Source organism: Micromonospora sp. CNZ296, assembly GCF_007827635.1.
The window spans coordinates 230,584-243,037 of sequence record NZ_VISW01000007.1 but is presented as its reverse complement, the minus strand read 5'-3'; the positions used below and the strand labels follow the sequence as shown (position 1 = coordinate 243,037).

Annotated in this window: 11 protein-coding genes and 1 riboswitch; of the genes, 3 read left to right on the top strand and 8 right to left on the bottom strand. The window is 73.2% G+C overall.

The features are described from left to right. Nucleotides 1-51 precede the first annotated feature (51 nt). The gene (locus tag FB455_RS14555) at nt 52-255 is read right to left on the bottom strand and encodes a cold-shock protein (protein WP_013288855.1); all 204 of its coding nucleotides are present in this window, start codon (nt 253-255) and stop codon (nt 52-54) included. Nucleotides 256-473: 218 nt separating this feature from the next. Here FB455_RS14555 and FB455_RS14550 point away from each other — a divergent pair, with 218 nt between their 5' ends. Next, on the top strand, nt 474-989 hold the full coding sequence (locus tag FB455_RS14550) for a GNAT family N-acetyltransferase (protein WP_013288856.1): 516 nt from the start codon (nt 474-476) through the stop codon (nt 987-989). A gap of 63 nt (nt 990-1,052) precedes the next feature. On the opposite strand, the gene paaN is transcribed toward FB455_RS14550, so the two are convergent. From paaN to FB455_RS14530, 4 genes are all read right to left on the bottom strand, one after another. Further along, nucleotides 1,053-2,726, bottom strand: coding sequence for a phenylacetic acid degradation protein PaaN (gene paaN, locus FB455_RS14545; RefSeq protein ID WP_186466401.1), 1,674 nt, complete (start codon nt 2,724-2,726; stop codon nt 1,053-1,055). Nucleotides 2,727-2,778: 52 nt separating this feature from the next. Then, on the bottom strand, nt 2,779-3,798 hold the full coding sequence (locus tag FB455_RS14540) for a GNAT family N-acetyltransferase (protein ID WP_030272112.1): 1,020 nt from the start codon (nt 3,796-3,798) through the stop codon (nt 2,779-2,781). A gap of 382 nt (nt 3,799-4,180) precedes the next feature. Beyond that, nucleotides 4,181-5,470, bottom strand: a complete 1,290-nt coding sequence (gene thrC, locus FB455_RS14535) for a threonine synthase (protein ID WP_013288859.1) — start codon at nt 5,468-5,470, stop codon at nt 4,181-4,183. A gap of 12 nt (nt 5,471-5,482) precedes the next feature. Further along, nucleotides 5,483-5,615, bottom strand: a riboswitch (SAM riboswitch). 72 nt (nt 5,616-5,687) lie between these two features. Continuing rightward, nucleotides 5,688-6,662: a DMT family transporter gene (locus tag FB455_RS14530; RefSeq protein ID WP_145753691.1), complete on the bottom strand. Its 975-nt coding sequence runs from the start codon at nt 6,660-6,662 to the stop codon at nt 5,688-5,690. An 89-nt stretch (nt 6,663-6,751) separates the two neighbouring features. On the opposite strand from FB455_RS14530, the gene FB455_RS14525 reads away from it, so the two are divergent. After that, nucleotides 6,752-7,060 (top strand): ArsR/SmtB family transcription factor, encoded by a 309-nt coding sequence (locus tag FB455_RS14525; RefSeq protein ID WP_091425503.1) that lies wholly within the window; start codon nt 6,752-6,754, stop codon nt 7,058-7,060. 7 nt (nt 7,061-7,067) lie between these two features. After that, the gene (locus FB455_RS14520; RefSeq protein ID WP_145753689.1) at nt 7,068-7,709 is read left to right on the top strand and encodes a DUF4232 domain-containing protein; all 642 of its coding nucleotides are present in this window, start codon (nt 7,068-7,070) and stop codon (nt 7,707-7,709) included. Between the two features lie 54 nt (nt 7,710-7,763). On the opposite strand, the gene FB455_RS14515 is transcribed toward FB455_RS14520, so the two are convergent. The 3 genes from FB455_RS14515 to FB455_RS14505 all read right to left on the bottom strand — a co-directional run bounded on the left by FB455_RS14515 (nt 7,764) and on the right by FB455_RS14505 (nt 12,143). Continuing rightward, a complete protein-coding gene (locus tag FB455_RS14515; protein ID WP_145753687.1) occupies nt 7,764-8,210 on the bottom strand; it encodes a DoxX family protein in 447 nt (148 codons plus the stop codon). Nucleotides 8,211-8,361: 151 nt separating this feature from the next. Next, a complete protein-coding gene (locus FB455_RS14510; protein ID WP_145753685.1) occupies nt 8,362-9,279 on the bottom strand; it encodes an ABC transporter permease subunit in 918 nt (305 codons plus the stop codon). Further along, nucleotides 9,279-12,143 (bottom strand): alpha/beta fold hydrolase, encoded by a 2,865-nt coding sequence (locus tag FB455_RS14505; RefSeq protein ID WP_145753683.1) that lies wholly within the window; start codon nt 12,141-12,143, stop codon nt 9,279-9,281. Before FB455_RS14505 ends, FB455_RS14510 begins: the two co-directional genes overlap by 1 nt. Between the last annotated feature and the right edge of the window lie 311 nt (nt 12,144-12,454).

Sequence of the window (12,454 nt, the reverse complement as noted above, 5' to 3'; positions counted from 1 at the left end):
AACGCAGCCCCCGGGCCGGGGTCCGGTCGCGGGAGCACCGCCCGCCGCAGGTCAGGCGATGACGCGGACCCGCTCGGCCTGCGGACCCTTCTGCCCCTGCGCGATCTCGAACTCGACGCGCTGGCCGTCGTCGAGCGCCTTGTAGCCGTCCATCTCGATCGCGGAGAAGTGGACGAAGACGTCCTGCCCGCCGTCGACGGCGATGAAGCCGTAGCCCTTTTCGGCGTTGAACCACTTCACGGTGCCCTGTGCCACGGTGCACTTCCTCACTCTGCGCGGCGTTCCAACACCCGGAAACCGGCGGACCGGCACCGGTGGCGCACCGGTCCAGCGATCGGCGACGCTGAATTCGGTGACCGAAATCGCACGCTACACGAGGCGTGACGACGGCGCACGACCACAAATCGGGCATATTCCGGGGCGTACCCGGGCCTGTCGCACACCCGCCGCGGACCGTCCGGTATGCATGCGGCATGACCAGCGTGAGCACCACGACCACCGTCCGCCGGGTCCGGCCGGAGGACGCCGGCCGGATGCGGGCGCTCCGGCTGGAGATGCTGGCCGACTCCCCGCTGGCCTTCCTGGAGACGGTGGCCGAGGCCGCCGCCCGGCCGCACGCGGAGTTCGCGGCCCGGGTCGCGGCCGTCTCCCGGGGCGACCACACCGCGCAGTTCGTGGCCGACCCGGGCGGCCGTCTGGTCGGCCACGCCGGCGGCATCGCCGCGCCGGACGAGCCGGGCCTGACGCTCGTCTACGCGGTCTACGTGACGCCGGCCCGGCGGGGCAGCGGCCTGCTGGCGGCGCTCGTCGACGAGGTGGCGGCCTGGTCGCGCGCCTGCGGACGGCCCGAGCTGATGATGGAGGTGGTGGTCGGCAACGACCGCGCCTACCGGGCCTATCAGAAGCTGGGCTTCGTGGACACCGGCGTACGCGTGCCGCACCCCCGGATCGCCGGTCTGCACGAGCTGCAGATGCGCCGCCCGGCCTGAGCCGGCGCGGCGTTAATAAGGGGCCCCTCCTCTACCGGAGGCGTTAAGAAGGGGCCCCTCCTTTCAGACGTGCCGGCGGCTCTGCACGATGCGGAACCGGTTTGCCACGTACGCGCCGTCGGTCAGCGCCGAGTTGGCCGCCGCGTTCGCGCCGGAGCCGTGGAAGTCGGAGAACGCCGCCGACTGGTTGACGAACACCCCGCCGGTCAGGTTGCAGGACAGGTGCACCCCGGCGTCGATCGCCGCCGCCTCGGCCGCGTCCAGCACCGCCTCGTTCGTGGAGTAGACGCCCGCGGTCAGCGCGCCCTTCTCCCCCACCGTCTCGCGCAGGATGCGCAGGCTGTGCTCGGTGGAGTCGGTGGCGATGGCGAACGAGATCGGCCCGAACCACTCCCGCGAGTAGGTGGCGGTGTCGGACGCGTCGAGCTTCACCACAGTCGGCGTACGCACCACCGCGCCGGGGAAGGACGGGTGCTCGACGCTGCGCGACTCCAGCACCGGCTCGCCGACCTTGGTGACCTCCTCCAGCCGCTCCAGCACGCCGTCGTTGACGATCGCGCCGGTCAGCTCGACGCCCCGGGCCGGGTCGGCGGTCAGCTTGGCGACCGCGCCGGCGATCCCCGCCGCCACCTCGTCGAAGCTCTTGTGACCCTGGTCGGTCTCGATGCCGTCCCGCGGGATCAGCAGGTTCTGCGAGGTGGTGCACATCTGGCCGCTGTACAGCGTCAGCGTGAAACCGAGGTTGCGGCAGAGCCCGGCGAAGTCGTCGGTGGAGTCGATCACCACCGTGTTCAGGCCGGCCTTCTCGGTGTAGACGGCGGCCTGCCGGGCGTTCGCCTCCAGCCAGTCGCCGTACTCGGTGGAGCCGGTGAAGTCGACGATCTTCACGGCCGGGTGCAGGGCCAGCGTGGTGGCGAGCTTCTCGCCGTCGGTCTCGGGGGCGAGCTGCACCAGGTTCGGGTCGAAGCCGGCCTCGGCGAGCACCTGCCGGGCGTACCTGACGGTGATCGCCAGCGGCAGCACCGCGCGCGGGTGCGGCTTCACCACGACCGGGTTGCCGGTGGCGAGCGAGGCGAACAGACCGGGGTACGAGTTCCAGGTCGGGAACGTGTTGCAGCCGATGACCAGCGCGACACCGCGCGGCACCACGTGGAACGTCTTGGTCATCCGCAGCGGGTCGCCCTTGCCCGCGGCCTTCTCCCACCCGGCGGTCCCCGGGTGGCGGGTCATCTCGGCGTACGCGTAGGCGACCGCCTCCAGCGCGCGGTCCAGCGCGTGCGCGCCACCGGCCTGGAACGCCATCACGAACGCCTGGCCGCTGGTGAACTGCACCGCGTTGGCCAGCTCGAACACGTTGCGGTGCAGCCGGTCCAGGATCTCCAGGCAGACACCGGCCCGGGCCTGCGGGCCCGCGTCGCGCCAGGCGGGCAGCGCGGCGCTCGCGGCGGACACCAGCTGGTCGGCGCCCGCGTGCGGGTAGCGCACGTCCAGCGCCACCCCGAACGGGCTGGCCTCGGTGGCCACCGTGGTGCCGTCACCGGCCTGGTCGAGCGGGAAGTCCCCGCCCAGGTACGCCTCGAAGGCGGCCTTGCCGTCGGCGGCGGCGGTCTCGCCGTACACCCGGGGGCTGGGCGACTCGGGATAGGCCGACCAGTACCCGCGCTCCGCGATGGCGGTCAGCGCCCGGTCGAGGGTCTCGCGGTGCCTGTCGTACAGGGGGTGCGGGGTCTCCGTCATGCCCGCCATCATGCAACAGAAAGGCACCAGATCAGTAGGGGCGTGTCACAACTCAGATCGTCAACTGCCAGTCGACCGAACCGGCGGCGGGGCGGAACCCGAGTTGCTCGTTGATCGCGATCATGTGGCGGTTCACGGCCGCGTTCCAGGTGTCGACGGCCCGCAACGCCGGTTCGTGCGCCAGCGCGTACGCCAGGTTCCCGGCCTTGCAGAGCAGGCCCAGCCGGTGGCCGCGGTGGCCGGGGTCGACGAGGGTGATCTGCTGCCAGGCGTGGTCGGTGCTGCTCGCGTCCAGGCTGAGCTGGGTCCACCCGACCAGGCGGCCGGTCGCCTCGTGCACCGCGCCGGTGTTGTACCGGCGTACGCCCCGGGCGTCCAGCGCCCGCTCCGCGTCCCGCACCCGCGCGGCGTCCACCTGCTCCGGCTCCCAGTCCAGCTCGCCCATCGGCGCGTCGAGCAGCAGCCGGCCCTCCAGGTAGGCGACGTCCGCGACGTACTCCTCGGGCGTGTGGTCGCGCCACCACACCGGCCGGTAGCCGGTCGCCGCGGCGCGCGCGTCGGCCAGCAGCGCGGCGAGCCGGTCACGGTCGAGCCCGGCCACGTCGAGGCGGCGGCGGACGTCGGCCAGCGCCGGCTTGGCGCCCACGGCGGCGGCGAACGCGGCACCGGGGAAGACCCGCCCCTCCTCGCCGGGCAGCGCGGCGACGGTAGCGCCGACCAGTCGTTTGCCGCCGTGCTCCCGCAGCAGCCGGACGCCGTGGTCGTGCAGCGTGCGCCCGATGCCCTGCCGCCGGTACGCCGGGTCCACGGTCAGCTCGACGCTCGCGTTCTCGGTGTTGTCGATCGTGTGCAGGTAGAGCCGGAGCCAGCCGACGGGCTGCCCGTCCAACCGGGCCACCAGCCAGCGCGTGTCGATGCCGGGCATCGGGTGCCGCAGCGGCGCCTCGAACCGCCGCCGGCAGAGGTCGGGCAGGTCCGGCTCGTCGACGGCCTGCGCGCCGCAGGCGATCCGGTAGACCGCGTCGAGCGTCTGCCGGTCGGTCGGATCCAGCGGCGTCACCGTGAGCGTCATGCCACCGAGGGTGCGCCGGACACAGCGAAGAGGCCAGCGGTTTTCCGCTGGCCTCTTCGGACGTTGGTCGGGAGGGACGTCCGCACAACGCCTCCGGCGTTGGGTCGCAAGAACTTGAAAAGTCTCCGGCGGATGCCCTCCCGCACGAAGCATCTTGCGCCGTCCGGTTCCTGCCGTCAAGTCCTTGAGGGCGGTTTTCTGGCACTCACCGCACATCACCGGTTACCCACCGGTCTCACCCGATCCCCCACCCGGGCGAGCCCCACCTCCCCCACCCGGCCACCCCCGCCGACGGCGGTGACCAAGGAGTTCGTGTCACGAAACGGCCCGGCCGGCGACACATACTCCTTGATCACCGCGCAGGTGGCGGAGGACCGGAAGGTCAGGCCAGGAGGCCGGCGTCGCGGGCGGCGCGGAGGCTGGGCTTGATGCGGTGGGTGGGGCCGACCTGGGTGGCCACCGCGTCGAGCGTCTTCAGGCCCTCGCCGGTGTTGAACACCACCGTCTCGGCGGCCGGGTCGAGCCGGCCCGACTCGACCAGCTTGCGCAGCACCGCGACCGTCACGCCGCCGGCCGTCTCGGCGAACACCCCTGTGGTACGGGCGAGCAGCCGGATGCCCGCGCGGATCTCGTCGTCGTCGGCGTAGTCCATCCAGCCGCCGGTACGCCGCACCGCCTCCAGCGCGTACAGCCCGGCCGCCGGGTCGCCGATGTTCAGCGACTTGGCGATGCCGGCCGGCTTGACCGGCACGATCGTGTCGGTGTCGCCGTGCAGCGCGGTGGCGATCGGGTTGCAGCCGGCCGACTGCGCGCCGAACACCTTCCAGCCGCCGGCCGGCGCCTCGACCAGCCCGATCTCGACCAGCTCGGCGAACGCCTTGTCGATCTTGGTGAGAAGTTCGCCGCTGGCCATCGGGATGACCACCTGGGCCGGGATCCGCCAGCCGAGCTGCTCGGCCACCTCGTAGCCGAGCGTCTTGGAGCCCTCCGCGTAGTAGGGCCGGACGTTCACGTTGACGAACGCGGTGTCCTCGAACTCGTCGGTCTCCACCAGCTCGCCGCAGAGCCGGTTCACGTCGTCGTACGAGCCGTCGATGGCGACCAGGTCGCCGCCGTACACAGCGGTGGTGACGACCTTGCCCTGCTCCAGGTCGCCGGGGATGAAGACGATCGACGGCACGCCGGCCCGGGCCGCGTGCGCGGCGACGGAGTTGGCGAGGTTGCCGGTGGAGGCGCAGGCGTAGCGGGCGAAGCCGAGCGCGCGGGCCGCGGTGAGCGCCACCGAGACGACCCGGTCCTTGAACGAGTGGGTGGGGTTCGCGCTGTCGTCCTTGACCCAGAGCGGCGCGGTGAGCCCCAGTTCGGCCGCGAGGTGCGGGGCGGCGACGAGCGGGGTCAGCCCCGGGTCGAGCGTGACCCGGGTGGCCGGGTCCTGACCGGCCGGCAGCAGCGCCGCGTACCGCCAGATGTTGTCCGGACCGGCCTCGATCTGCTCACGGGTGACGGTGGCGAGCGCGGCGGTGTCGTAGTCGACCTCCAGCGGCCCGAAACACTCGTAGCAGGCGTGCTGCGCGGCGAGCGGGTACCGCGCCGAACAGGCACGGCAGACCAGGGCGCGGGCCGGGCTGAGGGTGGTGTCGATACCGGTGGCGACGGGAAGCGTCGACGTCATGTCGAGGAGTTCCTCTCATCTTTCCCCGCATCGCCGGGTGCGGCGGGGACGGAATTGGCACCTGCCCGCCGTCGCTCGTCGTCGAGCGTGCGGGTGGTTGCCGGGGCGTCGTCGGGCCGTATCCCTCAGCCCCTCTGGATGAGGTATTCAGTTGTGCCGCCGAGTCTAGGCGCTGCTCACGGCCGCGCCACCCCGGGATCCCACGCTGTGGGCCGGCTCAGCGTCCGACCACCGCGACCGGGTCCACCACCGCGGGCCGGTCCACCACCGCGACCGGCTCCGGCACCGTCGTGGCCGGCGCTGCCGAGCGGGTACGGGTGACGAGGTTCGCGGCCACCAGGGCGGCGATGGTCAGCCCGGCGCCCACCAGCTCCACCGCGACCGGGCGGTAGCCGCGCAGGATCTGCACCGCGAACGTGGCCACCGGCACCAGGTTCATGAACAGCGCGGCGTCGGCCGGGCCGAGCCGCCGTACGCCGGTGTTCCACGCCAGCACCGCGAGGACGGCGGCGACCAGCACCGCGTACGCGAGCTGGGGAGCGATCGCGACGAGGTCGGCGGCGGCCGGGGCGTGCTGGAGCCCGGTGAGGTCGGCGACGGCGCTGGCGGCGAGCATGGCGAGCATGCCCGCGACGGCGGTCAGCGTGGTGTAGCGCAGCGCGGACCACTCCGGGAACCGGCTCGCGCCGTGGGTGTAGAAAGCCCAGCCGAGCACGGCGCCGATCATGAGCAGCCCGCCCCAGCCGAACTGGCCCAGTCCGTCGAGCCGGCCGCGGGTGATCACCAGACCGACGCCGGCCAGTGCGACGAGCGAGATGCCGAGCAGTGCCGGACGCGGGCGGACGCCGTCGCGCGCCCAGCGGACGAACTGGGTGACCAGCGGCACGGTGGCCGCGAACAGCGCGATCTGCTGCGGTGCGGCGTGGCCGAGGGCGAGGTTCATCAGCGTGTTGAACCCGGCGAAACCGAGCGCGCCGAGGAGCACCACCTCGACGCCGCGCCGCTGGGTGGCCAGGGCGGCGACCCCCTCGCGGGCCAGCAGCAGGGCGAGCAGCACGGCGGTGGCGAGCACGTAGCGGGCGGTGGTCAGGTTGAGCGCGTCCACGCGGGTGAGCGCGCTGGCGAGCACGGGGAACATGACGCCCCAGCTGACCGCGGCGAAGATCGGGAGGGTGGCGTGACGGGAACGCATCGCAGCTCCTATGTTCGAATACCGTCGAACCAACGGCACGACTATAGGAGCTTGTTCGACGGTTGTCGAACATGGGTTATCGTAGTCACATGGAGCTGCACGAACCCGAGCTGCGCGAGGTACCGGTCACAGCCGTGCTCGCGGCGCTGGCCGACGACGTCCGGCTTCAGATCGTGCGGGCGCTCGCGCCGGGCGGGGAACACGCCTGCGGCTCGTTCGAGTTCGGCGTCTCCAAGGCCACCCGCAGCCACCACCTCAAGGTGCTGCGGGAGGCCGGCCTGACCCGCACCCGGGTCGCCGGCACCACCCGCTACGTGCGGCTGCGCCGCGAGGAACTGGACCGCCTCTACCCGGGCCTGCTCGACGCGGTCCTCGCCGAGCGCGGCGGAGTGGCATGATCGCCGGATGCGGAGACCGGCGCGCCTGATCGGCGTCCTCACCGGCGTGACGCTGATGGCCGCCTGCACCCCGGCGCGAGGGCCCGCGGACGGACTGTCCGACCCGCCGCCGCGGCCGGGCGCTCCCACCGCCGACCACACGCCCGCCGCCACCTGCTCCCCGGAGGGCATCGCGATCACCGGGCTCGGGGTGAGCGCCGCGATGGGCCTGCGGGCGATGGGCCTGGAACTGCTCAACTGCGGCGACCGGCCGTACGAGCTGCGCGGCTATCCGGCGGTCACGCTCCGGGACGCCGACGGCGACCCGATCGAGGTGCGGATCATCCCGGGCGCCAAGCCGATCACCTCCGGCTTCGACCACCCGCCCACCCGGATCGTGCTGGCCCCCGGCGAGCGGGCCGGTGCGGCGCTGATCTGGCGGAACCTGGTCACCGACCCGACAGTGGTGGCGACCGACGGCAGGGAACTCGACGTCGCGCCGGTGGCCGGCCGGCGGGCGTACCCGGTCGCCCTGGACGGGCCGATCGACCTCGGCAACACCGGCCGGCTTGGCGTCAGCGCGTGGGAGCGCCGGAAGCCCGACCCGGCCGGCACACCCACGCCGGCCGCCCCGCCGCCGCCCACGACTCCGCCGGTCAATCCGCTGTAGAACCAGAGCCCGGCAGGGGTCGCCCCGACCGGGATCTGGTTCGCCGCCGCAGACTCAGGCCGGGACCGAGGCCGGGGCCGCGGTGGGCTCGGTCGCGATGGACCGGCGGCGGGCCAGCAGCGTGTCGACCGCCCAGTTTCCCGGGCCGAGCACCGCGACCAGCAGGAACGACCAGCAGAAGAGCGCGGCCAGCTCGCCGCCGTTCTGCATCGGCATCAGGTGGTCCGGCTGGTGCACCACGAAGTACGCGTACGCCATCGAGCCGGAGGCGAGCAGCGCGGCCGGCCGGGTGAACAGGCCGACGAGCACCAGCGCGCCGCACACGAGTTGGATCAGTGCCGCCCACCAGCCGGGCCAGGTGCCGAACGGGACGGCCCCGCCGGTGGCCGGGTTGCCGCCGAAGACGCCGAAGATCGAGGCGGCGCCGTGGCAGAGGAAGAGCGCGCCGGTGACGATGCGGAACAGGGACAGCACGGGGGCTTTCAGCTGCGCCGGGATCATGGGAAACCTCCTGGTACGGGTGCCGGACGCCGTCCAGGATGGCGGGACTATTGATTGATGTTAATCGATTTCTTTGCAGGCGGGACAATCCTGTGGGAACGCTCCCATGATATGGGCCGGACCACACCCGTGGCGACCCCCTCCGGTCACCTCAGCTCGTGACGTCCTTGCGGGTGAAGCGCCAGAAGGCCAGACCCCAGAACAGCGCGGCGTAGACGACCGCCGAGAACGCGCCCTTGACCACGTCGTCGGTCTGCATCGGCGTGGACAGCAACCCCAGCCAGGCGCTGCTGTAGTGGGTCGGCAGCAGGTTCCGCAGCCCGCCCAGCGCGGTGATCTGGTCCAGGATGCTGGACAGGATCCACAGCAGCACCGCACCGCCGACCGCACCCAGCGCGGCGTCGGTGGTCACCGACAGCAGGAACGCCAGCCCGGCCACCACCAGCAGCACGACCGCGAGATAGCCGAGCACGCCGAGCAGCCGCAGCAACCCGTCGGCCGGGGCCAGCTCGGCCGAGACCTGGCTGCTCAGCGGCTTCCAGCCGTACCGGAGCGTGCCGGCGAGCAGCGCGGTGCCGGCCAGCAACAGCAACGCCAGCCCGGAGTACGCGAGCGCGACGACCAGCTTCACCGCCAGCAGCCGGGCCCGGGGCACCGGCACCGCCAGCAGGTAACGCAGGCTGCCCCAGCTCGCCTCGCTCGCCACCGTGTCCCCGCAGAACAGCGCCACCACCACGACCAGCAGGAACGACGCGGACACCAGGATCGAGAACAGGGTGAAGTTGAGCCCGCCCGAGGTGGCCAGGTCGGCCAGGCTGGAGAACTCGCCCCGCCCGCCGCCGTCGTCGTCCCCGGCGTCGAACTGGAACGCCACCAGGATGATCAGCGGCAGCAGCACCATGAACCCCAGCGCGAGCTGGGTACGCCGGCGCGACGCCTGCCGCCGGAACTCCGCCGCGAACGGGAGCGTGGCCGAGGGCCGGTAACCGGCCGCCGCCCCGCCCGCGCCCGGCGCCGCCGTACCGGACGTGCCGCCACCAGGCGACGATGCCACAGACGAACCCGCCATCACCGGTCCCCGCTTCCCCGAGAGTTCTCGCCCACCAGGGCGAGGAACGCGTCCTCCAGGCGGCGCCGGGGCACCACCCGGTCCACCCCGATGCCGGCGCGGACCAGTTCCGCCACCACCTCGCTGCGGGCGGTGCCGTTGGTGTCGACCACCAGCCCGCCGTCGGCGTCGGGCAGCACCCGTACGCCGCCGAGCCGGTCGAGCACCGTACGCGCCGCGTCCGGGTCGCTCACCTCGAACAGCACGCTCGGCGACTCGCCGACGATCTCCTCCACCGGGCCGGACGCCACGATCCGGCCCTTGTTCACCACCACCGCGTGCGTGCAGGTCTGCTCCACCTCGGCCAGCAGGTGGCTGGAGACCAGCACCGCCCGGCCGTCGGTGGCGTAGCGCTGGAGCACCCGGCGCATCTCGGCGATCTGCGGCGGGTCCAGCCCGTCCGTCGGCTCGTCCAGCACCAGCAGCTCGGGCAGGCCGAGCATGGCCTGGGCGATGGCCAGCCGCTGGCGCATGCCGTGGCTGTACTTCTTCGTCCGCCGGTGCACCGAGTCGCCCAGGCCGGCGATCTCCAGCGCCTCGTCGAAGTGCGCGTCCTCCCACGGCCGGCCGGTCGCCCGCCAGTACGCCTTGAGGTTGTCCAGGCCGGACAGGTGCGGCAGGAAGCCCGGCCCCTCGACCAGCGCGCCGATCCGGGACAGCACCGGCGAGCCCGGCACCAGCCGGTGACCGAAGACGTAGATCTCACCGGCGGTGGGCTGGGTCAGCCCCATCAGCACCCGCAGCGTGGTGGTCTTGCCCGCGCCGTTCGGCCCGAGCAGGCCGACCACCTGGCCGGGGTGCACCTCGAAGTCCACGTCGGACACCGCGACGAAGCCGTCCGCGTACTCCTTGCGCAGGTTGCGCACGGCGAGCGGGACGCCCGCGTACTCCGGGTGCACGGAGTCGTCCTGGCGACGGTGCCGGCGACGGGTGAGCAGCACGACCACGACGAGCCCGGCCACGATCGCGGCGAGCAGTCCGGCCAGCGCCCAGCGCCAGATCGTGGCGGTGGTGGGGATCGGCGTGGCGTCGACGGTGGGCAGCGTCAGCGGCCCGTCCGCGAGCGCCACCGTGTGCACGGCCGGTTCGGCCGGCGAGGCGTACGCCTGGTCCGACGTCGCCACGACGAGCCGCAGCCGGTGCCCGGCCTCGAGCCGCCGGACGATCCCCGGCAGCCTCACGGTGACCGGCGTGGCCGCGTCGACGGTGGCCGGCAGGCCGGTCAGGCGCACCGGCGCGACCAGGCCGGACGGCAGCGTGGCCGCGCCCTGCGGGTCGACGTCGTAGAGCTTCACGAACAGCACCGCCTCGCCGGTCGGTGAGGCGGCCCTGATCCGCACCGTGGGCGCGCCCACCACGTCGACCGGCTCGTCCAGCGGCGCCGACTCGAAGCGGGCGTGCTGGCCGGGGATGTCACCGGCGACGCCGTCCAGCAGCGAGCCGAGCGCGCCCGCGAACGGCACCGAGGAGATCGCCGCCGGGTTGCCGTTGGGCGGTACGGCGACCGGCTGCGGCGGACCGGCGAGGGTCACCTCGCGGCGGCCCTCACCGGTCAGGCCCGGATAGTCGGCGGTGCGGAAGCCGGTCGCCACCAGGCCCCGGTCGAGCGCGTCGAACCCGGCGATCCGGGAGAACGTGAACGTGTCGCCGGGGGCCGCCCCGTCGCCCTTGACGTAGTGGTCGAGCCACTGCGCGGTCAGGAACTTCACCCGGTCGGAGTCGGAGGTGGGCCCGGAGCCGCCGTCGTGGCCGCCGGTGAACCAGGCGACCCGCACCGGCGTGCCGGCCGCGGCGATGCCCCGGGCGTTGGCGTCCGCCTCGGCCAGCGGGAAGAGCGTGTCCGCCTCGCCCTGCACCAGCAGCGTCGGCGACTTGATCCGGTCCAGCACGCCGGCCGGCGACGACCGGCGCAGCAGCTCGACCGCCGCCGCGTCGGCCCGGCCGGTGGTGGCGATGCGCAGGTACGCGGCGCAGACGTCGGCCGCGAAGCGCCCGCAGGACGGGTCGGCGGCGCCGGCCGGCGCGCGACCGGGACCGCTGCCCGGCCCGGCGCCCGGCTGCGGGCTCGGCGGGCCGGCGGACTCGGGTGCGCCCTCCGGTGCGGCGGCGGTGGCCCCGGAGAGACCGGCCGGGCCGGATCCGGCGTTCCCGCCGCCGCCGAAGAAGATGCCCGCCCAGCCCTTCTTGAACACGCCGTCGGTGGGCTGCCGGCCGCTGCTCTCCGGCAGGAAGGCCCGGGACAGGTCGTTCCAGGTGATCATCGGGACGATCGCGTCGATCCGCTGGTCCTGCGCGGCCAGCAGCAGGGCCAGGCCGCCGCCGTACGAGCCGCCGACCACACCGACCCGGGGGTCGCCGGCCGCGTCGAGGCGGATGTCCGGCCGCTGGGCGAGCCGGTCGAGCAGCCGCTGCGCGTCCCGCACCTCGTAGTCGGGGTCGTCCAGGTGGATCTGGCCGCCGCTGCGCCCGAACCCGCGGGCGGTCCAGGTGAGCACCGCGTACCCGCGGGCGACCAGGTCCTCGGCGTCGGAGCGGACCGAGTCCTTGGTCCCGCCGAAGCCGTGCGCCAGCAGCACCGCCGGTACCCGGTTGGACGAGGAGGCGTCCTCCGGCAGGTAGAGCGTGGTGTCCAGGTCGACCGGCTCGTCGCCGGAGGGCCCGGAGCGTACCGTCACCGTCTCCGGCTCGGTCCGGAAGTCCGTGCCGCCCGGCCGGGCCACCCAGACCAGCGCGGCGGCGACGAGGACGACCACCACCACTGCGGCGACGGTGCGGCGCGGACGGCCGGCCAGGGCGCGCCGGAGCCGCGCGGCGGTTGATCTCATGCGCCACACGGTACGGGCCGACGGCTGAGCATTCGCTGAGATCCGCCGTACGTCTGTCCGGTTGCACCGATCGTCGCGTAGCGTCCGTCATCCGCCAAAGGTCCAGAGCGTCCCAGCGGGACGTATTCGGATCATGTGAATTCACATCTACAGGCGCAAACCATCGTCGATGTCATTTCTTGGCAACACGATCACACGCTACGTACCTTTCGCCCTGACGCAGGGTCACCCAAAATGGACTGACGCGAAGCCGACTCATCGGCCGAGGTCTCACGCGCGTCCGGTTCGGCTACTTTTCCGGTCCGGTGCAC

Excerpts from the sequence above, each read along its gene's own strand:
- FB455_RS14550 (WP_013288856.1), top strand. The coding sequence starts at position 474 with ATGACCAGCGTGAGCACCACGACCACCGTCCGCCGGGTCCGGCCGGAG.
- FB455_RS14540 (WP_030272112.1), bottom strand. The coding sequence starts at position 3,798 with ATGACGCTCACGGTGACGCCGCTGGATCCGACCGACCGGCAGACGCTC.
- FB455_RS14525 (WP_091425503.1), top strand. The coding sequence starts at position 6,752 with ATGGAGCTGCACGAACCCGAGCTGCGCGAGGTACCGGTCACAGCCGTG.
- thrC (WP_013288859.1), bottom strand. The coding sequence starts at position 5,470 with ATGACGTCGACGCTTCCCGTCGCCACCGGTATCGACACCACCCTCAGC.
- FB455_RS14530 (WP_145753691.1), bottom strand. The coding sequence starts at position 6,662 with ATGCGTTCCCGTCACGCCACCCTCCCGATCTTCGCCGCGGTCAGCTGG.
- FB455_RS14510 (WP_145753685.1), bottom strand. The coding sequence starts at position 9,279 with ATGGCGGGTTCGTCTGTGGCATCGTCGCCTGGTGGCGGCACGTCCGGT.
- FB455_RS14505 (WP_145753683.1), bottom strand. The coding sequence starts at position 12,143 with ATGAGATCAACCGCCGCGCGGCTCCGGCGCGCCCTGGCCGGCCGTCCG.
- paaN (WP_186466401.1), bottom strand. The coding sequence starts at position 2,726 with ATGACGGAGACCCCGCACCCCCTGTACGACAGGCACCGCGAGACCCTC.
- FB455_RS14520 (WP_145753689.1), top strand. The coding sequence starts at position 7,068 with ATGCGGAGACCGGCGCGCCTGATCGGCGTCCTCACCGGCGTGACGCTG.
- FB455_RS14515 (WP_145753687.1), bottom strand. The coding sequence starts at position 8,210 with ATGATCCCGGCGCAGCTGAAAGCCCCCGTGCTGTCCCTGTTCCGCATC.